Origin of the sequence: Brevundimonas sp., assembly GCF_035626975.1 — a bacterium.
Taxonomy (GTDB): domain Bacteria; phylum Pseudomonadota; class Alphaproteobacteria; order Caulobacterales; family Caulobacteraceae; genus Brevundimonas.
Genome location: NZ_DASPMQ010000006.1, coordinates 14,804 through 35,145 on the forward strand (window position 1 = coordinate 14,804; position 20,342 = coordinate 35,145).

Sequence of the window (20,342 nt, forward strand, 5' to 3'; positions counted from 1 at the left end):
CCGCCGGGCCATGCCGCGTCAACGGCCTTCGGCGAGCCTACCCACCCAACCGCGCGAGCGCGGCCTGATAGTTCGCCAACTGGTTCGTCAGATAGGCCGGAACGGGGCCGTTGGCCGACGAGGCGGATGTAGCGGGGTTCAGCGCGCGGTAAGCATCGCGAACCGCCTTCATCGCCGCCTGGATGCGTTCGCCGGCGGTCTTGGCGGCCGCGGCGTCTCCAAGCCGGAGATTCCCCGGCAGGTCGAGACCGAAGGTCTTGCGCACATCGTCGCCGGCCGAGGCGCCGATATAGCCGGACGACAGCCCCAGTCCCGCCAGGGCGTCCCGCCCCGCCTCGCCGGGGGTCAGCACGGCCCCCGCCTTGCCGTCTCGCGCCATGATCGACAGGCGCTGGAAGCCGCCGGTGGTTGTGGTCGTCTCGCCGACCTTGCCCGTCACCGAGCCGCCTTCGGACGCCACCGTGACCTTGAGCTTGCCGTTCGAGGCGATCTCGATCTTGCGCGCCAGCGTGGCCAGGGTGTCCTTGGCGGCGATGGTGACCGACACCGACCGGCCGCCGTCCGCCGGGCTGATATAGAACCGGTCGCCGGCCCGCAGCGAGGTCGCGTCGACCAGACGCTTGGAATCGCTCTGGTCGATCTCGCCCCTGGGCAGGCCCAGCCGGTCCAGCACGCTGGCGCCGCCCGACGCCACCGCCAGGGTCAACGGGCTGGCCTGATCGCCGTCTCCGGACCAGGTCTTCTCGTACTCGACAGCCCCGCTCAGCGGATCGAGCCGCACCAGATAGCCTCTCGTCGGATCCGTCTCGTCCGCCGCCGGGTCGCGATCGGCGACGCCCGTGATCCAGACCTTGCCATCGTGCACCTTGACGTCGGCCGCGCTGTCATCGCCCGCCCCCCCGTACCAGGTCATCCGGTCGGCGGCGGAAGCGGTGAGATCGCCGGACAGGGTCGCGACGAAGACGTCCTTGCCGCCTGAGTGGGCGGTGGTCGTGGTTCCCGCCGACAGGCCGCTGTCGCGGCTCGTGCCGGTCAGGATGACCTGTCCGCCGGAGACCGAGACGCCGGCGATGTCGCCGCTGATCGTCCCGAGGTCGCGCGTTGACGCCAGGGTCGGTACGCCCTCTGCGTCAAGGGTGAAGCGGCGCACGACGGCGCGGCCGTTCTCGACGCCGGCGGTGTAGAGATTCGAGCCGTCGACCGTCATGGCGTCGACACTGTCGTCGCTGATGGAGCCGAACTGGGACGTCGCCGTCGCCCTGGCGACGATGCCGGCGGTCGGATACGGCTCCCCGGCCTTGAAGACCTGGACATAGCCGTCCCAGCCGCCGACCGCGACGCCGCCGGGCACGGCGGATTTCGCGCGGCCGCCGATATAGACGGAGCCGTCGGCGCCGAAACTGACCGAGGTGGCCTCGTCCGCAGCGCGGGCGCCCCGCCGCTGCGTCCAGACTTCCTGGCCGTCCTTGTCGAACACGGTGACGAAGCTGTCGGCGACATCCGCGACGTCGCCGGTCTTTCCGGCGTCCGTGGCCGTCGTGTTGAGCGCTCCGGTGACCGATCCCGCCACGGCGATATCGCCATTGGCGTTGATGGCGATGGCGTAGCCGCTGGCGGTCGATGCGGCCCCCAGCGTCCTCGTCGCCACGAGCCGGCCCACCGAATCGTATTTCATCAGGGCCACGTCCTGGACGCCCTTGATCGGCTGGGTGTCAGGACCCGCCGTGACGTTCGCCACGATCCACAGCGAGCCGTCAGGGCCGACGGCGCTGGCGCGGACGGTCTCGACCCCGTCCGGCAAGGCGTCCTGCGACAGGCGGCCGTCAACCCACTGGGTCTCGCCGACGCCTCCGCCCGTGGGCTGGGCCGCCGTGCCGATGTCGCTCTGGAACTTCAGCAGCTGGGCGCCGCCGGCGGCTCCGGACGACTGCACCACATAGACGGCGTCCGAGGTCTCGGGCGCCGTGAAGCCTACCGTCTCCGTCGACGTGCCGCGGATGGCGAGGGCCCATTTGTCCGGCCCGGCCGGCAGGGTCACCGGCTTGCCGTTCACCTGGATCGTCTTGGCCTCGGCCTTGATCTGCTCGCGGCCGATGCGGGTCTGGAAGCCGGCCGCTTCCAGCTTGCCGTTGATGTGGTTCAGGACGTTGTCGAGCGTGCGGGGCGTGGCCCCCATATCGGCCAGGTCGATCGGCACCGCGGTGGTCTGCGAGTCGGTGACCCCGACGGGCACCTTGATGGTGATGCCGAAGCGGGTGTCGCCCTGGAAGGCGGCGACCGCCGTGTCGACGGAGCCTTCGTGAATCGGACCGGTGATAGACCGGGCGCTGTCCCGCGGCACGGCGGCCGTGGTCTTGCTGGTCATCTTCGACGTGCCCTGCACCATGCGGATGGCGTCGAACTCGGAGCTGGACAGCCACGAACCGACCTCGGTCAGGCCGGAGGTGAAGCGTTTGCTCAGCTGCGTCAGCTCGAGGCTGCTGATACCCTTGGTGGCCGACCGGTTGACGAGGGCGTTCAGGGTATCGAGCCCCTGATAGAGGGCGAAGAGCTTCCGGTAGTCCGCCGAGGCGGACTTGATATCCAGCTGGGCCGCGTCTTCGTTGATGAATTTCCGGCCGCCGAGGGCCGCGCGCACGAGCGCGTCCTGCTTCGGCGGTTCGACGCTGGTGGACCACGGCGGCGTGGGCTGTTTGCGGGCGGCCTGGTTCAGGGCGGCGGCCGTCGTCGAGTCGAGCGCCAGAGGCGCCGCGCCGCCGAACAAACCGAGAAGATAGCTGTTGTTGATCACAGGTCGCTCCCGGCCGCGAGTGTGACGGCGTGACCGTAACGAGGCCTTAACGTCCGCGACCGGAGCGACTCCGAACGCGACTCAGGGAACAATGGCCGTCGGCGATGGTTGAGCCCTCGCCGTTGAAGCAGGAGACGTGCCTCATGTCTGCCTTCGTCGAAGCCCTGAGATCGCTGCTCGCCCTGTACGGATTCGGCCAGCGCGGTCAGCGGCGGCGGCCCGCGCCCGTCTATATCGGCCGCTCCGGAGCCGGGCGAATTTAGGCCTAGCCGCCCCGGAACAGCGACAGGATGATCTGCGGCGCCTGGTTGGCGATCGACAGCGACTGCGCGCCCAGCTGCTGCTGGACCTGCAAGGCCTGAAGCCGGGCGCTTTCCTTGGCCAGGTCGGCGTCGACGAGGTTGCCGATCCCCGATTCCAGCGTGTCGATCAGCTTGGTCACGAAGGTGTTGTGGGCCTCGATCTGCTTGGCCTGGGCGCCGATCTCGCCGAGCGCAGCGTTGAGCTGGCCGATCGAATCGTCCAGGCGCGTCAGGGCCTGGGTCGCGCCGGTCAGCGTCAGCAGGCTGTCCGACATCGTCAGTTCGATGATGGCGCCGCCCAGGCTGAGGTCCTTGGCCGAGAGGGTCACGAACGAGGTGGCGTCGGCGTTGGCCAGGAACTGGATCCCGGTCGTCAGCGACCCGTTGAGGATGTTGCCGCCGTCGAAGGTCGCGTTGTCCACGCCCGAGGCGATGGCCTTCAGCAGGGCCTTGAAGTCTGCGTTCAGGAGCTCGCGCGACTGGGTCTTGAGCGAGGAGTCCTTCGCCGCGGAGACCTTTTCCTTGAGCTGGTTCAGCAGGTCGGAGACCGATTCGCCGGCCGACAGGGCCACGTCGGCGATCGAGGTCGCCCGGTCGAGGCTCTGCTTGACCGCGCTGAGGGCGCCGACATCCGCCCGCTGCTGCTGGGCGATGGCCCAGATGGCGGCGTTGTCCTTGGCGCCCTGGACCTTCAATCCGGTCGAGATGCGGCTCTGCACATCGCCGAGGCGCTCATTGGTGCGCGTCAGGTTCTGCAGCGCGATCGCGGCGGAAGTGTTGGTATGGACGCTGTTCGTCATCCGACTCGGCCCCTTCAAGGTTTGGCCGAAGCTATGGGGCGAACAGTGCACACATGGTTAACAGCCGCTAACCACGCATTTTTACCGCGCGGATCGCTCCTGCGCGGCGGGTCTCGCGGATACGCTGGGCGTCAGGCCTTGGTGTCGATCACCGAGCCGGCGCTGTACTGGGCGGTCCGCATCAGGTCGACGACCTGTTCGCGGGGCAGCTGCTTGACGACTTCGCCGGTGATCCGGTCCAGCGTCTTGTAGATGAAGGACCCCGACTGCGGCCCCTCCTCGATCACCAGACGGTAGCGGGCGGCCTGCTCGGCTTCCTGCGCGAACCTGGAATCGTGGAAATCGCCGCCCGCGGTGGACGCGGCGGCGGGCTGAACGGCGACGGCGCCGATCGCGACTATCCTGGCATTGCTCTGCATCTCTCCTTACGCCGACGTTCGGCCGGCGTCTCCGTTGGGCGGCCCGGATCGGTCGGGCGGGGCCGTGAAGCCCCGCCCTTCCGGTCGATCCTTAGCGGAACAGTCCGAGCAGGATGGAGGTCGAGGAGTTGGCGATCGACAGCGCCTGCACACCCAGCTGTTGCTTGGTTTGCAGGGACTGCAGTCGGGCACTTTCCTTGGCCAGATCGGCATCGACCATGTTGCCGACGCCGGCTTCGATGGTGTCTTGCAGCTTGCCCACGAAGGTCAGGTGGGTCGCGAACGACTTGGAGCCGGTGCCCAGGCGAGCCAGGGAGGCCGAAACCTTGTCGATCGAGGCGTTGACCAGACCCAGGGCCGTGGTGGCCAGGGTCGCCGTGCCGATGGTGGTGGTCGCGGCGACGGTGACGTTGGCGCCGCCCAGCGACAGGTTTTCACCCGCGGCCTTGATGGTGGTGCCGGTCGTGTTCGCCAGGGCCTTGTAGCCATTGGTGGTGGTCGAGTTGTCGAGCAGGTTCACGCCGTTGAACTTGGCGTTCGACACCACGGTGGCGATCTGGTCGCGGATGGCCTTGAAGTCTTCGTTCAGGGCCGAGCGAGCCGAGGTCGTCAGGCTCTTGTCGGTGGCCGCGAGGGCCTTTTCCTTCATCTGGCTGAGCAGGTCGGAGACCGACTCGCCAGCCGAGAGGGCGACGTCCAGGGCCGATTGGCCGCGGTTCAGGCTGTCCTTGACCGCGTTCAGGGCGCCGATTTCAGCGCGCTGTCCCTGGGCGATGGCGTAGATGGCGCCGTTGTCCTTGGCGGACGAGACGATCTTGCCGGTGTTGATGCGGTTTTGAACCGTGGCAAGTTCGTTGTTCGTAACTTGCAGGTTCTGGAGGGCGATCATCGCGCCCGCATTCGTGTTTACGCTGTTCAGCGCCATGACACGTAGTCCTTCTTCAAGGTGTCCGACGCCATTTTGGCTGCCGGGAGCATTCTGCTCGGACGTATCCGCAGCAAGGACGGGACCAGTCGGCGATCGGCCGTGCCAAGGCTCCGCCCATTGATTTTGCTGCGTTAGTTCCTGTTAAGCACGTCGGCCGCCCGGCAGGATTTGCCACCTCCCCGGCAAGAACTGCCCGCCCACCCGGCACAAGTTGCAATCGCGGCTTTGGCGGGTTCGCCAATTCAGGGCGCCGGCCCTGTGAAAACCGGCCAGACCGGCGTCCTCACCACGGCCAGATCCTGCGGCGGGGCGTCTCCATGTCGCGCCAGCGATCCTGCAGCGCCCGTTCGGCCAGCAACGTCTCCACCGCCAGTTCGCGGGCCGTTTCGCAGGCCACCAGGGCGGCGCCCCGGGCGACATAGGCGACCTCGAGATCGCTCTGCGTCGGCGCTTCAGGCAGGCGGTCCAGCACGCACGGTCGCACCGCCGCCTGTGGCAGAACCAGCCGCGGCGGGACCGCAGAGGGCGGGAGCGAGGCGGCACAGCTCGCGATCGTGGCGGACAAGGCGATCGGCGCGAGCCGGATCCAGCGGAATTGATGCGTCATGGGCGCTCCGGGCCTGGACCGTGGCCCCGGCGGTCGCCCGCTCGACCGCCACGGCCTGTTGATGAAGATGGTCGAGACGATGGACCTGATCCGCTAGGCCCCCGGCTTCGAGGCGGCGCGCCAGGGCATCCGACGCAGCGGCGCCGGCGCGGGCTTCGGCGGCTTTGAGGCGTCGTTCAGTCAGGCCGAGCGGATCCCAGCGCAGGCCAAGACCATGGCCCAGCGCGACCGCGGCGACGGCCAACACCACGACCAGCAGACCCCAGGCGCCCGGACTCAGCGCGGGGGACCGACAGCGCCCTCACGGGAACACCTTCCGGTCGAGCTCGAAATGCGGCCCGTCCCGCAGCGTCGGCCAGTCGCCGCCCCAGACGACGGCCGTGCCCTGGCGGACCGCCGCGGCCTTGAAGGCGGCGGCGATGCGGGGATAGAGCGGCCAGTCCCAGCGGATCTGCCCGTCGACCATGGCGGCCACGTCGATCGCGTGGCCGGTCAGATGGCGCGAGTGTTTGGTGCGGCTGGCGCCGGCGCGGATGAGGGCGGCCTGCCGTTGCGGCGTGCGCAGGCCCTCGGTGATCATGAAGTCGACCGGGCTGAGCGCCACGGCCTCGCGCGCCAGGGCGATCAGTCGGGGATGCACCCCGTCCAGCCGTCTCAGCGAGCGTTCGGAGAGACGGAAGCCCATCAGCGTCCCTCCCCGCCCGGCCGGAGCGTGCGCAGGCTGGCGATCAGCTGCTGCGCCGTCGGCGCGACCAGATAGAGAATCATGGTCAGGGCCAGCAGCGCCATCAGCTGCTGCGCCAGCCGGGGCGCCGCCTCGGGCGGCGTCAGGGCGATCAGCCGATCCAGCAGCAGCCACGCCGCGCCGCTGGTGGCGAACACATAGAGCCGGCGCCACAGCCAGCGTCCCTCGGCCAGCGGCGGTGCGCCGGTCAGACGATCGATCGGTTCGGTCATCGCCCGTCCTCCGGATCATCGAGGGGACCGGCGCCGGGACGGCGGTCGGTCCCGGCCTCAAGGTAGAGGTCGTCGGCGGACATCCGGAACGGAGCCTCCCAGGCCTCGCGCTCGAGGAGGGCGCCATCAGGATCGTCGTAGAATCTGGACATGGCCGTCATCCCTGCGCGATCAGCCAGACGAGGCCGCCCGCGCCGGCCCCGCCGACGCCCCCGGCCGCGACTCCGGCCCCGCCGCCTCCACCGCCGCCCCCGGCCGATCCGCCGCCGCCGCCGTCGTGGCCCGTACCGGAAACGACGGCCCCGCCGCCCCCTCCGCCGCCGCCGGCCCAGTACAGCGCCGGCTGGGGCGAGACCGCGCCAGCTCCGCCTGGCGCGCCCGCTCCGCCGGGGCCGCCGATCGCCTTGACCGCCAGCGCTCCGCCGTCACCGCCGGCTCCGCCGGCTCGGGCCGCGCCGGCGCCGTCAAGACCGCCGCCTGCCCCGCCGCCGCCAGGCGCGTCCGGCCGATCGAAACTCTTGCCCGCCGCGCCGGTAGCCGTGACGCTCGAGGCGCCGCCGCCATTGGAGTTGGGCGCGCCGGCGCCGGCGACGCCGGCCGATCCGCTGGACGCGCCGCCCAGACCCCCGCCCCCGCCGCCCGTGGCGACCAGAAGCATCGTCGGGCCGAGATAGACCGCCGAGCCGCTGCCGGCGGATCCCGCCGTCGCCGAGCCGCCGGCGCCGCCCGAGCCGACGGCGATCGTCAGACCCGCCGAGAGCTGATCCGCCGGCCAGATGCCGCGGCTGACGCCGCCCGCGCCGCCGCCACCCCCGCCGAACCGGGATCCGGACGCCCCGAAAGCCCCGGCCCCGCCACCGCCGCCGGCGCCGATGGCCACGACCTCGATGGTCCGGGCCCAGGGCGGAACGGCGTAACCGCCGCCTGCCGCCAGCGCCGTCACCGTCCGACGGGTCGCCCCGAGATCGAAGCTGACCTGCCCGGAGGCGCGGTCCACCGACCAGGCGTTCCGCCACACCGACCCGTCGGCGCTGACCTTCAGCCGCAGGTCGTCGTCGCCGATCAGGCCGAGTTCGGCGCGGCCGCCGTAGGCGCTCTGGAACAGCAGCGACAGCACATCGGCCGCGCCCTCCTTGTTGAAGGTCAGGCGCAGGTCGCCGTCGCCGCCCCCGGCTGTATCGAGCGCGGTCCACAGGGCCTTGTTCAGCCGGGCGGCGAACGGATTGACGGCGTCCGCCGCCGTGCCGAGGCCGAACCTCGACAGGCCCTGGACCGCTTCCAGGCGTGCGCCGAGCGGAACCCAGGCGCCGCCGTCGCGCACGACCAGCTCGCCGGCGTCAGCGATCAGAACGACCAGGCCGTCAGGGGCGTCGACAATGCTCCACCCGCCCGCCTCGGCGCGGATCAGCGTCCCCTCGGGCCGGCCCGCCCAGGCGCCGCCGGTCGCGTCCGCGGGCAGGATGTACAGCGCCCCGTCCGGGGGCGTGGCCGGCTGAGCCGGCTCCGTCCGGCTGACGGCGGTCGTCTGGACCAGGGCGTCGAGCCGGGTCAGCGCCTCGTTCAGCGTCACATGTTTCTGCATCTGGCCCGCCGCCAGATAGGGCAGGCCGAGGCGGGCGGTCTGGTCGTCGCTCATCAGAATCTCTCCGAAACCTTGTCGGAGATCAGTCTGCGGCCGCGCGCTCCTGTGGCGGGTTCAGGACGCTGGGAGTCGAGTCAAAATGAGCTGGATCAATGACTTGGCTTAAAGAAATATGATGGCTGGAGCCGAAAATGTAGCAGTCGATACCGGCGTTCAGTCGTGCAGATAGACGACCCGCCGAAGCCCGCCCTTGCGTCGCATGTCCGCGACATGACGATCGTGGTCTCCGCTGGCGCGCGCCTCGCGCTCGCTGGCCTCGACCCAGTGGGTGGTTTCGATGTCCTTCTGCAACGCCTTGGCCGCCAGCAGATGGCCCGGAAAGAAGAGGTCGACCACATCGGGCGCGAACGGGATCACCTCGCCGACGGCGGTGGTGGCGCTGTCGAGACCGAGATAGGCGAACATCCGCGCCAAAGTGGCGGGCGACGCCTTGACCCGCACGGCCTGCACCAGCAGCCAGCCGGCCGCCCCGACGCTGTAGACCGTGCCCACGACGGGAACCCACGTAAGCAGACCGTCGAGGCCGATGCCGAAGGGGCCGATGCCCACGGCCCGGTCGGAGAGCTTTTTCACCCCCTCGACATTGGACCAGATTTTCTCGATATCGCCGATGGTTCGTCTGGCCATGCCACCCCTCCGAAGCGAGACCGTAACGCGCCATGACGCCCCCCGTTCAACACGAAAGGCAAGGCCCGCGCGCCTGGCTCCGTCAGTGGGCGCCAAAGGGCGTGCTCGACGGGCTGGTTCGACTGGTTCTCGCCATTCCGCTGGGGCTGGCGCTCGTGGCCCTGAGCGGGATCGGCCACCGCTGGTTCGACATCCTGGCCCAGTTCACCGCGCCGGCGCTGGTCGTCACGGCGGTGCTGACGATCCCGCTGGCGCTGACGCGGCTCAAGATGGCGGCCCTGCACGGGCTGATCGCCTGTGTCGCCCTGCTGTTCGCCGTCGCGGCGCAATGGTGGCCGGCCGGACCGCGGGCGGAGGCCGGCGCGCCGGTGGTGCGGCTGTATTCGGCCAATCTCTATTATCTCAATGACGATGTCGGCGCGATCCGGAGTTCGATCGAGGCAGCCGACGCGGACGTGGTGGTGCTGATCGAGCTCGGCCAGGACGCCGCCGGCCGGGTCGACGAGTTGCTGGAGGAGTATCCGCATCGCGCGGCGTCGATGCGGATGGACGTGACCCGGGGACCGTCGCGATCGGTGATCGGCTCGCGCTATCCCCTGACCGCCCTGCCCGATCCGCCGGACGGCTTGCACGCCGTCGCGGCCGTGACGCGAACCCCGCTCGGACGGGTGAACATCGTCGGCGTGCACCTGACCCGGCCGTGGCCCTTCCAGGAACAGTGGGGCCAGGTCAGCCAGACCATGGCCCTGCAGGACGTGGTCGGGGGACTGACCGGACCCGTCGTCGTGGCGGGAGACTTCAACAGCGTGTCGAGCGCCCGCATCGGCAAACAGGTTCGGCGCGACCTCGGCCTGCATCCCGCGCCCGGTTTTCCCGGCACCTGGCCCGCCGCCCTCCCCTCGCCGCTGGGGATGACCATCGACCAGGTCTACGCCTCGCCCGACCTCGCCTTCGTGAAGCGTGGACTGGGCCGGCCCACCGGCTCCGATCACCGGCCGGTGGTGACGGAAATCACCCGGGCGGCGGACTGACCAGGGCCTGAAGCCGTTCGGCGTGGCCGGCGGCGGGAAAGTCGTCGGCGATCCAGCCTTCCTCGAACGCCTTCAGCAGACGGCCGGTTTCGGGTCCCGGCTCTATGCCCAGGCGGGCCAGGTCGCGGCCGCCCACGGGCAGCGGCGGACGTATCCAGGCTTCGGCCAGTTCCAGCAGGCGACCGGCGTCGACGGCCCGGTCGGGCGCCTCGGCCCAGCGCCGGCGCACGGCGTCGGAAAAGGCCTTGGCGCCGTGCCGGTACAGAACCGCGCGCGCTTCCCGATCGCTCATCGACAGGCTCACGGCCGGGACCGCCACGGCCGCGAAGGCCAGCCGGTCGCGCGTGGCGTTGGCGAAGCGCAGCCGGATCGCCGCCCCCCTCGTCATCGCTTCATCGGCCGGGAGCAGCGTCATCAGCCGGACCACGGGGTCGTTTCCCTGCCCGACGGCGGCCTCGAACAGGGGCGACAGGCGCGCCTCCGGCAGGATTTGGGCCAGCACGCCGGCGTCGGCCATGGCGGCCATGGCGGCGCGGGGGTCCGGGGCGGAGAGCATCTTCATCAGCTCGCTCGAGACCCGCTCGGCCGACAGGCGGACCATGCCGGGGGCGAGGGCGCGGCAGGCGGCGAGCGCGGCCGCATCGGGCTCGCCCCGCCCGTACCAGGCGTGGAAGCGGAAGAAGCGCAGGATGCGCAGGAAGTCCTCGCGGATGCGGGTCTCCGGATCGCCGACGAAGATGATCCGCCCCGCCAGGGCGTCGGCTACGCCCTCGCCGATGGGGTCGAACACCCGCCCTTCGGCGTCGGCGTACAGGGCGTTGAGGCGGAAGTCGCGGCGGGCGGCGTCCTCGTGCCAGTCGTCGGTGAAGGCCACGGTGGCGTTGCGGCCGTCGGTGGAGACGTCGCGGCGCAGGGTGGTGATCTCGAACGGCCTGCGCTCGGCCACGGCGGTGACGGTGCCGTGCGCCATGCCCGTGGGCACGGCCTTCAGCCCGGCGGCGCGGACGGCGCGGTCGGTCTCTTCGGGCTTGAGCGTGGTGGCGATGTCGATGTCGGCGACGGGCCGGCCGATCAGGGCGTCGCGCACGCAGCCGCCGACGAAGCGCGCGCAGCCGGGGCCGCCCGCCGCCTCGAGCGCGGCCATCACCGCGCGGGTCGCGGGGGCCGTCAGCCAGGGCTGATCGGAGAGGCGGACGGTCATGCGGCGTCCTCGTCCACGGCCGCGGCAGGTTCGGCCTCGTCGCCGTAGAGCCGGGTCCGCAGCGCCCGCACGATGGCGGCGGTGGCCCCCCAGATGTACCGCTCCCGCCACGGCATGGCCCAGAACCAGCGGCGCGGGCCGCTTTCCGGGTCGTAGAAGTCGCGGCGATGGTTGGCCGGGTCCATCAGGAAGTCCCACGGCGCCTCGAACACCTCCGCCACCTCGTCGGGCGACGGGACGACCACCGGCGGCTCGGCCAGCCAGCCGACCACCGGCGTGACCATGAAGCCGGTCACGGTCTCGTAGCCGTCGCCGACGCCCAGCACCTCGACCGCCGCCGGATCCAGCGCCACCTCTTCCCACGCCTCGCGCAGGGCGGCTTGCTCCGCGGTCTCGCCGGCGTCGAGGCGGCCGCCCGGAAAGGCGATCTGGCCCGTGTGGCTGGTCAACGTGTCGGCCCGGCGGGTCATCAGCACGGTGGCCCCCTCGGGCCGGGCGATGACCGGCACCAGGACGGCGGCGGGGCGCAGGGCGCGGCCGGGCCGGGGCGTGTCGGGGTTCAGGTCGTAGTCGGACCGGTCGGGACCCCCGTCCGGCGTCCAGTCGGACACGGGGCGCAGATGCTGGACCAGGCGTTCGCGCAGGGAGATCAGGCTCATGCGACGCCCGCCCCGACCGGGCCGAGGGCGAAGGTCGCGCCGCCGGAGCGGACCGTCAGCCGGCCCGCCTCGACCGCCGCCATCTCGACCAGTTCGTAGAACACCGGACGGGCTATGCGGGCCCACAGGTCGGCGCGGACGTGCAGGGCCGGCGACGGCTCGCCGCTGGCGGGATCGGTCTCGACCCGGATCGGGTGCTCCGGCCCGGCCTCGACCACGTCCCCGACATCGGTGGCGAAGCGCAGCGCGCCATCCGTCCGGACCATTGAGATTGCGCGGAACGGCAGATCCTCGACCCGGATCGACAGCTTCTCGACCGGCGTAACCAGGCAGTAGCCGTCCGGATCCTTGCGCAGCACCGTCGAGAACAGCCGCACCAGCTCGGGCCGGCCGATCGGCGAGTTCTCATGCAGCCAGGTTCCGTCGCGGCGGATGAGGATGTCGATGTCGCCGCAATGGGGCGGGTGCCACAGGTGGACCGGCGGCAGGCCGGGCCGCGTCGCCGCCTCGGCGACGGCGGCCAGTCCGGTCTTGCTGTCGGCGGGGACGGACATGGATGCAGACTTAAGGGTCCGGACGGCGCTGGCAATGCTCAAAGCGGCCGGCCGGCGATCAGGCGGCGGGAAGAACCACGCCGGTCGGCTGGTCCCCGCCCCGCCAGAGCACCCGGCGCGGATCGACCGGTCCGGGCAGGCGAACATCTTCCGCCCTCGTGAAGCCGAAGCGGCCGAAATAGGGAGAATCGCCTACCAGCAGCACGCCCATCCCCCGTTCGGCGGCCCAGGCCAGGCAGGCCTGGACCAGTTCGCCCCCCAGTCCCGCCTTGCGGTTGTCGGCGGCCACCGCGATCGGGCCGAGGAACACGGCGGGAACTCCGCCGATGGTGATCGACCACAGCCGCACGGACCCCGGCAGCCGCTCGCCGTCCCGCGCCACGAAGCCGGCCGCCACGGCGGCGCGCTCGCGCAGGCGCTCGGCCGTCTTGGCGAACCGGCCCGGACCGAAGGCGGCCAGCACCAGCGCCTCGACGGCGGGCGCGTCGGCCGGGGTCTCGGTTTCGATCCGCAGGGCGGACGCGGGATGGGTGGCGTCGAGCATGGCGCGCGCAGCTAAGGGCCGCGCGTCCCCGAATCAACGGAAATCATCAACCGGATTTCGAGAAATCGGGCGAGCGCTTCTGGCTGAAGGCCATGAAGGCCTCCATCGCCTCGGGGCTGGACATCTGGCTGCCGAAGGCCTCGCCCTCGCGCTGCATCAGCGCCCACAGGGCCTCCGCGTCGCGCATCAGCCGCTTGGTCTTGCGGATCGAGTTCGGCGCCCGCGCCGCCAGTTTCGTCGCCAGCTCCGCCGCCACGGTCTCGACCTGGTCGGCCGGAACAGCCCGGTTGGCGAGCCCCCAGGCGACCGCGGTGCGGCCATCGATCGCCTCGCCGAGCGCGAACATCTCGAAGGCGCGCCGGTGCCCGATGGCGGCTGGCAGGAGCATCGAGGACGCGGCCTCGGGGGCCAGCGCCAGGTTGACGAACGGCACGGACAGCAAGGCGTCCTCGGCCACCACCACCATGTCGCAGTGAAGCAGCAGCGTCAGCCCGATCCCGACCGCCCGTCCGCGCACCGCCGCCACCGCCGGCTTGTCGAGGTCGGCCAGCGCCTTGAGGAAGCGAAACACCGACATGTCCAGCGGCTGCTGGCCCTGCGAGCCGAGCGCGATGAAGTCCGCGATGTCGTTGCCGGCCGAGAAGCTGTCGCCCTGGCTCCGGAACAGCAGGACCCGCACGGAATCGTCGGCCCGCGCCTGTTCGACCGCGTCGGACATGGCGGCGTACATCGCCTGGGTGATGGCGTTCTTTTTTTCGGGGCGGGCGAGGGTGACGGTCAGCACGCCGCCGGAAAGTTCTGTCTGGATGTGATCCGTCACGCCTTCGATCCCTGTTTGACTGAAGTCCACCAGTCCACGCCTTCGGCGTCACGGCGGCGCGCCGCCCGGCCCCGGTGGAGCAGATAGTTGAGGTGCGCCAGACTTTCGCCCGTCGCCATGCCCCGCACGCCGTCGCCGACGGGACGCGCGAACAGGGCGGAGAAGACATCGACGGCCCGGCTGGGCGTCCGCAGGGTCCTCTCCAGCCGCTTCAGCGCGGTCAGGTGGCCCCGGATCAGCGCGTCCAGCCGCGCCTGTACGCCATGGAAGGGCTCCCCGTGCGACGGCAGCACCAGCACGTCGTCGGGGAACACCGTCTTCATCCGCTCCAGGGACTCCAGCCAGTCGCCCAGCGGGTCGGCGTCCGGCTCGGTCGGCCAGATCGACACGTTCGACGATATTTTCGGCAGGATCTGGTCGCCGCCCAGCACGAGCCCGTCGGCTTCGCGCCACAGGCAGGCATGCTCGGGGCTGTGGCCCTCACCGACGACGATCCGCCAGACGTGACCGCCGATGGTCAACCGGCCGCCTTCGCGCATGCGCACGAAACCCGGCGGCATGGGCGAGACGACCTTTCCGAACTGGCCATAGCCCGTGCGGTAACCCTCCACCTGCGTCTCGTCCCAGCCGGCGGCGCGATAGAAGACCGCGCCGGCTTCCGGGGCCGGCTGTCCGGTATCCGCCAGCAGCATGCGGGCGGTGACATATTCCAGCCGGGTCATCACCAGCGGCGCCGCGAACCGCGCGCATAGCCAGCCGGCCAGGCCGATGTGGTCGGGATGCATGTGCGTGCAGATCACCCGGGTGACGGGTCGTCCGCCGAGCGGGCCGGCCAGCAGCCGATCCCATTCGTCCCGGGTTCCGGACAGGTCCAGGCCGGTGTCCACGAGCGCCCAACCCTCGCCGTCCGCGACCGCGTAGACGTTGATGTGGTTCAGAGCGATCGACATGGCCAGCCGCATCCACAGCACGTCCGGCGCGATCTGGACCGCCTCTCCCGTCGCCGGCGGCGCCGCGAACGGATAGGTCAGGCCGCGCTCCTCACGCGAGGCCGCGTCTCCGTCCATCATAACGACGCCGTCCGCCAAGGTCCGTCTCCAATCGAAACTCAGGGCACGATAGGCCGAAGCCGGGATGCCCGTCCAGCGTCCCCGCTGACCCGATGCCTTGACCCCGCCACAACCGGCCGCCAAGGATTTTCGGGAACAGGTCCCCCCCGGAGTTTCACAGTGTTCCACAAGACGTTGCTCACCCTGCTCGGAGGCGCGATGGCGCTGACGTTGCTTTCCGTCCAGCCCGCCATGGCGCAGAGCGGCTACGACGGCGCCGCCACCACGACCGGCCGCGCTGGCGACATTGTTCGCGATGACGACGACGATAATCGCGCACGCCGGGATCGCAACTTGAGACAGACGCGCCGGAACGCGGAACCGTCGCCGGAGCAGAACAGGGCCGCCGCCCAGACCCTGCTGACCGCCGCGGGGATCAGCTGCCAGGTGTCGGAAGCCACGCTTTTGGGCGTGACCGCCGAACAGCATTCGACCTACGAGGCCGTCTGCCCAGGCGGTCCCGGTTATCTGGTCATCGGCTCCACCCCGCCGCAGACCTTCAACTGTATCGAACTGGCGGGACAGGCCGAGACCAGCCGCCTGCGCGATCCGGCCGCCGATGTCGGCCAGCAGTGCACCCTGCCCGTGAATCTCGCCCCGGTGCCGGTCCTGTCGGCCTACGCCCGTGAGGCCGGCATCGACTGCACCGTCGATCAGGCGTCGGCCATCGGCAAGAGCCCCGCCGGCAACCTGATCTATGAAATCGGCTGCACCGACCGCGACGGCTACTGGCTCGAAAAGGCCGACGGCGCCTGGAAGAAGACGCCGTGCTGGGATCTGGCCCTGCAGGACGCTCCCTGCCGATATTCGACCCCCGCCGAGTCGCTGGAAGTCTGGAAGACCATTCTGGCCGGAACCGAGGCGGCGGCGTGCGACGTCCAGCAGGCCCGTCGGGCCGGCCGCGACGCCCAGGGCCTGACGGTCTATGAAGTGAAGTGCGGCGCCGGCGACGGCTATTTCGCCCGGGTCAACGACACCTGGACGGCCCAGCGGGTTCATCCCTGCGCCACCGCCCAGGCCATCGGCGGCGGTTGCACCCTGACGGTCGTCCCCGCGGCGACGGCGCCGACCCAACAATAGGACGGCCCTCGATCTCGACCATGACGCCCCGGAGTTCGCTCCGGGGCGTTTTTCGTTTGGGCGATCGGCGCTTCACAGACGCCCCCGACGCGCCGTAATCATGCGCGATGCGCATCGCCACCTGGAACGTGAACTCCGTCAACGCCCGCCTGCCGACCGTGCTGGCCTGGCTGGAGGCGGCCATGCCGGATGTCGCATGCTTCCAGGAAATCAAATGCGTGGACGAGAAATTCCCGCGCGAGGCCTTCGAGAGCCTCGGCTACAACGTCGAGACCCACGGCCAGAAGAGCTATAACGGCGTCGCCATCCTGTCGAAACATCCGCTGTCGGACGTCCGGCGCGGCCTGCCCGGCGTGGACGGGTCCGGCTATGAAGCCGACGCCGAACAGTCCCGCTATATCGAGGCCGTGGTCGAGGCGGCGCGGCCGGTCCGGGTCGGCTGCATCTACCTTCCCAACGGCAATCCGGTCGGCACGGACAAGTTCGCCTACAAGCTGGCCTGGTGCGAGCGCCTGCACGCCCACGCGCGTGATCTGCTGGCGCTGGAGGAGCCGTTCACCCTATGCGGCGACTACAACGTCATTCCCACGCCCGAGGACGCGAGAAACCCCGCCGCCTGGGTCGGTGACGCCCTGTTCCAGCCCGAGAGCCAGGCCGCCTTCCGGGCGCTTCGCCACCTCGGCCTGTCCGACGCCGGCGAGCTGGGACATCAGCCTCCGGGGACCTTCACCTTCTGGGACTATCAGGCCGGCGCCTGGCAGCGCGACCACGGCATCCGCATCGATTTCCACTTGCTGTCGCCCCAGGCCGCCGACCGGTTCCAGTCGATCGAGACCCACCGCGACGCCCGCGACATGGACAAGCCCTCCGACCACGTCCCGGTCGTGATCGACCTGGAAGACTAGCCGTGACCGAGGCGTTCCGGGTCGTACTGCTGGTGGCCGTGGCGGCGGCGGCCCTGACCACGGGGGCGCTGGTGCTGGCCTGGTGGATGGAGCCCGTGCGTCGCATGCGCCGGGCCCTGCTCAAGTCTCTGGGCGCCACGCCGGAAGCCGAGGCCCTGTCGCCGGCCGAAGGTCGCGCCGCCGGGCTGGATTTCGACGGGGCCCAGGTGGCCGTGCTGTGGAACCGCGGGGCGACCGGGCTGGTCTACGCCTTCGAGGAGATCGACGGCGGCGAGATCATCGTCGACGGCCATGTCGTCGCCCGCGTCCGCCGCGGCGAGACCCGCAAGTCGCTGGACGTTCTGGCTCCCGACGCCGAGCAGGTCGTGCTGCGGCTGATGTTCGGCGACGCCCGGCATCCGGAGTTCGAACTGGCCCTGTGGGACGCCACCCTGCCCGTCCAGACCAGCTCGCCCGGCGAGGCCCTGCGCCTGGGCCGCCGCTGGCTGTCGCATCTCGAGGCGCTGCTGAAGGGGTAGTCCCGCGGTTCGCTGGTCCACTGCCCATTGCTGCGCCCCGGCGAGGAGGGCTAGAAGCCCCCATCCCTGCCGCCTGAGTATCCGGAGCGCCCGCCGTGGCCCGTCTGTTCGACGCCTACATCATCGCCGACTGGACGGCCGCCGAAGGCAAGAAACTGGGCGACCAGTCGGTCTGGATCGGCGTGGCCAAGCGCGATGTCCGCTTCCGCCTGTACACCGAGACCCACAACGTCGCGACGCGGGCCGAGGGCGAGACGCTGCTGGCCTCGCTGCTGGCCGAGCATCGCAAGCGCGGCGACCGTCTGCTGGTCGGGTTCGACTTCAACCTCGGCTATCCGGCCGGAACGGCGGAGCGGCTGAAGCTGGCCGGAACGCCGTGGCAGGCTATGTGGAAATTCATCGCGTCGAACGTGGTCGACAAGCCGGACAACACCAACAATCGCTATCAGGTGGCCGCCAAGATCAACCGGCTGATGACCGACGAGGCCTGGCCGATGTGGGGGGCGCCGGCCAAACAGGCCCAGCGCTGGCTGACCACGACCAAGCCCCCGGCGGGCGCGGGCGCCGACATCCCGGAATTCCGGGCCACCGAGCTGGCCGTCCGCAAGGGCAAGCTTCAGCCCAAGAGCGTCTGGCAGATGCACGGCGCCGGAGCAGTCGGCGGGCAAACCCTGGTCGGCATCCCGGCGGTGCGTCGCCTGCTGGAGAAACTCGGTCCCTCCAGCGCCGTCTGGCCGTTCGGGACCGGTTGGCGCGAACTGAAGGCGGAGGATGTGGAACCCCTGTCCGCCCTGGTGGTCGAGGTCTGGCCGTCGATGTTCGACGGCAAGCCGAATCCGGGCGAGTTCAAGGACCAGGCCCAGGTCCGCGCGACCGCCGAGGCCCTGGCGAAAATGGACGAGACCGGCGACCTGTCGAAGGCCTTCGGCCCGCCCAAAGGCGCGGACGAGGCGCTCATCGCGCGCGTTGAACGGGAAGAGGGCTGGATTCTCGGGGTCTAGATCCCCACCTCCGCTTCCGGCGCAGGGGTCCCCATCCGCCGGTTGAAAGCGTCCGAAGTGTCCAAAGTGTCCCGCGAAATTTCGCGGCCGCGGACACTTTTCCCTCAGTCCGGGAAGAGCGGCGCGGATTCTACCCGATGAGGGCGCGGGCCGCCGCGCGAGCCTCGTCGGAGATGGTCGCGCCGGACAACATGCGGGCGATCTCCTCGCGCCGCGTGGCGTCATCCAGGGCATCGACGGTGGTGGTGGTCAGGCCGGCGTTATCCGCCTTGCGGACCTTCCAGTGGGCGTGGGCGCGGGCGGCGACCTGCGGGCTGTGGGTCACGACCAGCACCTGGGCGCCGTGCGACAGGCGCTGCAGCCGGGTGCCGACCGCCTCGGCCACCGCGCCCCCGACGCCCTGATCGACCTCGTCGAAGATCATCACGGGCTGGCGCTGATCCTCACGTCCGGCCAGCGCCGCCTTCATGGCCAGGGCGAAGCGGGCCAGTTCCCCGCCCGAGGCGATGGCGTCCAGCGGACCGAATTGGGTCCCGGCGTTGGTGGCGATCTCGAACCGCACCGTCTCCACGCCCAGCGGGCCGCGCCGGCCGTCGGCGACGGGCTCGAAGGCGACCCGGAAGCGGGCGCGGTCCAGCTTCAGCGGTCCGAGCTCGCCCATCACGGCTGAGGTCAGGCGGTCCGCCGCCGCTTCCCGCGCGGAAGTCAGCAGCATGGCCGCGACGTCATAGGCCTCGCGGGCGGCCGAGGCCGCGCGTTCGGCGGCGGTGATCGCCTCGGCCCCGTCCTCGATCAGCCTCAGCTGCTCGCGGAACCGGACGCGCAGGGTCGGCAACAGCTCGACCGACGCGTTCAGCTTGCGGGCGGCCGCGCGCAGGGCGAACAGCCGCTCCTCGGCCTTGTCGAGACGGCCCGGTTCGAACTCGAAGGCGTCGGCCGCGGCGTCGACGCAGGCGATGGCCTCCTCGGCCTCGACCAGCGTGCGGTCGATGGCCTCGGCGGCGGCGGACAGCTTCTGCAGCAGGGGGTGTTCGGCGTCGGTCCCCGCCTGCCCGGCCCGCTGGCGCGCATGCTCCACGGCGCGCAGGGCTGCGGCGAGGTTGCGGGACAACTTGTCCCCGCCCAGCGACGTCCGGGCGTCGGCGAGGTCGGCCAGAGCCTTTTCCGCCGCGCCCAGGATGGCCCGCTCGCCGGCCAGTTCGGTCTCCTCGTCGGGGCGGGGATCCAGCGCGTCCAGGTCGGCGAGGTTCTGCGTCAGTTCCTCGGCATGGGCCGCGGCGTCGGCGGCGGCGGCCTTCAGGTCCGACACCGCCCGCTCGGCGGCCTTCAGTCGCTCGGCGGCGGCGGCGACCCCGGCCAGTTGGGGCTGCAGGCCGCCGAAGTTGTCCAGCAGGGCGCGATGGGTCTTCCAGTCCAGCAGGCCGACGGTCTCGTGCTGGCCGTGCACCTCGACCAGGGCCTGGCCGATCTCGCGCAGGGCGGCGACGCCGGCGGGCTGGTCGTTGACGAAGGCGCGGCTGCGGCCGTCGGACGCCAGCGTGCGGCGCAGGATCAGCTCCTCGCCCGCGGCGATCTCGAAGCCCCGTCCGGTGATCATCTCGATCAGGGCGGGGTCGTCCGGGGCGGTGAAGACGGCGGTGGCCGAGGCCTGTTTCGCGCCGGCGCGGACCAGGCCGGCGTCGGCGCGGGCGCCCAGGGCCAGGCCCAGCGCGTCCAGGATGATCGACTTGCCGGCCCCGGTCTCGCCGGTCAGCACCGTCAGGCCGCCCTCGACCTCGAGGTCGAGCGCGTCCACCAGCACGATGTCGCGGATGGAAAGGGCGGTCAGCATGAGGGCGCTGTCGTCC

Annotated in this window: 22 protein-coding genes; 5 read left to right on the forward strand and 17 right to left on the reverse strand. The window is 70.8% G+C overall.

The annotated features are described in order from the left end of the window. Window positions 1-37 precede the first annotated feature (37 nt). The 10 genes from VEB62_RS01670 to VEB62_RS01715 all read right to left on the reverse strand — a co-directional run bounded on the left by VEB62_RS01670 (window position 38) and on the right by VEB62_RS01715 (window position 9,073). On the reverse strand, window positions 38-2,791 hold the full coding sequence (locus VEB62_RS01670) for an RHS repeat domain-containing protein (RefSeq protein WP_324794785.1): 2,754 nt from the start codon (window positions 2,789-2,791) through the stop codon (window positions 38-40). A gap of 265 nt (window positions 2,792-3,056) precedes the next feature. Beyond that, window positions 3,057-3,893 (reverse strand): flagellin, encoded by an 837-nt coding sequence (locus VEB62_RS01675; protein WP_324794787.1) that lies wholly within the window; start codon window positions 3,891-3,893, stop codon window positions 3,057-3,059. Window positions 3,894-4,024: 131 nt separating this feature from the next. Then, entirely contained in the window at window positions 4,025-4,312 is a 288-nt protein-coding gene (locus tag VEB62_RS01680; protein WP_324794788.1) for a flagellar protein FlaG, read from the reverse strand. A gap of 91 nt (window positions 4,313-4,403) precedes the next feature. Continuing rightward, on the reverse strand, window positions 4,404-5,237 hold the full coding sequence (locus VEB62_RS01685; protein ID WP_324794790.1) for a flagellin: 834 nt from the start codon (window positions 5,235-5,237) through the stop codon (window positions 4,404-4,406). Window positions 5,238-5,523: 286 nt separating this feature from the next. After that, window positions 5,524-5,847 carry a hypothetical protein gene (locus VEB62_RS01690; protein WP_324794792.1) on the reverse strand — a complete coding sequence of 108 codons (324 nt, stop codon included), beginning with the start codon at window positions 5,845-5,847 and terminating at the stop codon, window positions 5,524-5,526. 301 nt (window positions 5,848-6,148) lie between these two features. Continuing rightward, window positions 6,149-6,532: a M15 family metallopeptidase gene (locus VEB62_RS01695; protein ID WP_324794793.1), complete on the reverse strand. Its 384-nt coding sequence runs from the start codon at window positions 6,530-6,532 to the stop codon at window positions 6,149-6,151. Beyond that, complete coding sequence (locus VEB62_RS01700; RefSeq protein WP_324794795.1) at window positions 6,532-6,804, reverse strand: hypothetical protein; 273 nt, start codon at window positions 6,802-6,804, stop codon at window positions 6,532-6,534. The genes VEB62_RS01695 and VEB62_RS01700 overlap by 1 nt, the downstream gene beginning before the upstream one ends. Beyond that, window positions 6,801-6,956 carry a hypothetical protein gene (locus VEB62_RS01705; RefSeq protein WP_324794797.1) on the reverse strand — a complete coding sequence of 52 codons (156 nt, stop codon included), beginning with the start codon at window positions 6,954-6,956 and terminating at the stop codon, window positions 6,801-6,803. Before VEB62_RS01705 ends, VEB62_RS01700 begins: the two co-directional genes overlap by 4 nt. A 5-nt stretch (window positions 6,957-6,961) precedes the next feature. After that, window positions 6,962-8,440 carry a DUF2793 domain-containing protein gene (locus VEB62_RS01710; RefSeq protein ID WP_324794799.1) on the reverse strand — a complete coding sequence of 493 codons (1,479 nt, stop codon included), beginning with the start codon at window positions 8,438-8,440 and terminating at the stop codon, window positions 6,962-6,964. 159 nt (window positions 8,441-8,599) lie between these two features. Then, entirely contained in the window at window positions 8,600-9,073 is a 474-nt protein-coding gene (locus tag VEB62_RS01715) for a DUF4112 domain-containing protein (protein WP_324794801.1), read from the reverse strand. Window positions 9,074-9,174: 101 nt separating this feature from the next. Here VEB62_RS01715 and VEB62_RS01720 point away from each other — a divergent pair, with 101 nt between their 5' ends. Continuing rightward, window positions 9,175-10,104 (forward strand): endonuclease/exonuclease/phosphatase family protein, encoded by a 930-nt coding sequence (locus tag VEB62_RS01720; RefSeq protein ID WP_324794802.1) that lies wholly within the window; start codon window positions 9,175-9,177, stop codon window positions 10,102-10,104. Here VEB62_RS01720 and VEB62_RS01725 read toward each other — a convergent pair. Genes VEB62_RS01725 through VEB62_RS01750 form a run of 6 tightly spaced genes read right to left on the reverse strand, consistent with a single transcriptional unit; the run spans window position 10,085 to window position 14,970 of the window. Next, window positions 10,085-11,305: a CCA tRNA nucleotidyltransferase gene (locus VEB62_RS01725; RefSeq protein ID WP_324794803.1), complete on the reverse strand. Its 1,221-nt coding sequence runs from the start codon at window positions 11,303-11,305 to the stop codon at window positions 10,085-10,087. The two genes, VEB62_RS01720 and VEB62_RS01725, sit on opposite strands and share 20 nt — an antisense overlap. After that, window positions 11,302-11,964 carry a CoA pyrophosphatase gene (locus VEB62_RS01730; protein ID WP_324794805.1) on the reverse strand — a complete coding sequence of 221 codons (663 nt, stop codon included), beginning with the start codon at window positions 11,962-11,964 and terminating at the stop codon, window positions 11,302-11,304. Before VEB62_RS01730 ends, VEB62_RS01725 begins: the two co-directional genes overlap by 4 nt. Next, window positions 11,961-12,518: a DUF1285 domain-containing protein gene (locus VEB62_RS01735; protein WP_324794807.1), complete on the reverse strand. Its 558-nt coding sequence runs from the start codon at window positions 12,516-12,518 to the stop codon at window positions 11,961-11,963. Before VEB62_RS01735 ends, VEB62_RS01730 begins: the two co-directional genes overlap by 4 nt. 58 nt (window positions 12,519-12,576) lie before the next feature. Next, window positions 12,577-13,062, reverse strand: a complete 486-nt coding sequence (locus VEB62_RS01740) for a GNAT family N-acetyltransferase (RefSeq protein ID WP_324794809.1) — start codon at window positions 13,060-13,062, stop codon at window positions 12,577-12,579. Between the two features lie 46 nt (window positions 13,063-13,108). Next, window positions 13,109-13,882 (reverse strand): enoyl-CoA hydratase, encoded by a 774-nt coding sequence (locus VEB62_RS01745; RefSeq protein WP_324794811.1) that lies wholly within the window; start codon window positions 13,880-13,882, stop codon window positions 13,109-13,111. After that, entirely contained in the window at window positions 13,879-14,970 is a 1,092-nt protein-coding gene (locus VEB62_RS01750) for an MBL fold metallo-hydrolase (protein WP_324794813.1), read from the reverse strand. The genes VEB62_RS01745 and VEB62_RS01750 overlap by 4 nt, the downstream gene beginning before the upstream one ends. Before the next feature lie 141 nt (window positions 14,971-15,111). On the opposite strand from VEB62_RS01750, the gene VEB62_RS01755 reads away from it, so the two are divergent. From VEB62_RS01755 to VEB62_RS01770, 4 genes are all read left to right on the forward strand, one after another. Next, a complete protein-coding gene (locus VEB62_RS01755; RefSeq protein WP_324794815.1) occupies window positions 15,112-16,071 on the forward strand; it encodes a hypothetical protein in 960 nt (319 codons plus the stop codon). 107 nt (window positions 16,072-16,178) lie between these two features. Next, entirely contained in the window at window positions 16,179-16,976 is a 798-nt protein-coding gene (locus VEB62_RS01760) for an exodeoxyribonuclease III (protein ID WP_324794817.1), read from the forward strand. Window positions 16,977-16,978: 2 nt separating this feature from the next. Then, window positions 16,979-17,494 (forward strand): hypothetical protein, encoded by a 516-nt coding sequence (locus tag VEB62_RS01765; protein ID WP_324794819.1) that lies wholly within the window; start codon window positions 16,979-16,981, stop codon window positions 17,492-17,494. Window positions 17,495-17,589: 95 nt separating this feature from the next. After that, the gene (locus VEB62_RS01770; RefSeq protein ID WP_324794820.1) at window positions 17,590-18,495 is read left to right on the forward strand and encodes a cobalamin biosynthesis protein CbiG; all 906 of its coding nucleotides are present in this window, start codon (window positions 17,590-17,592) and stop codon (window positions 18,493-18,495) included. Between the two features lie 130 nt (window positions 18,496-18,625). Here VEB62_RS01770 and recN read toward each other — a convergent pair whose 3' ends face one another. Continuing rightward, entirely contained in the window at window positions 18,626-20,326 is a 1,701-nt protein-coding gene (recN, locus tag VEB62_RS01775; RefSeq protein ID WP_324794822.1) for a DNA repair protein RecN, read from the reverse strand. Between the last annotated feature and the right edge of the window lie 16 nt (window positions 20,327-20,342).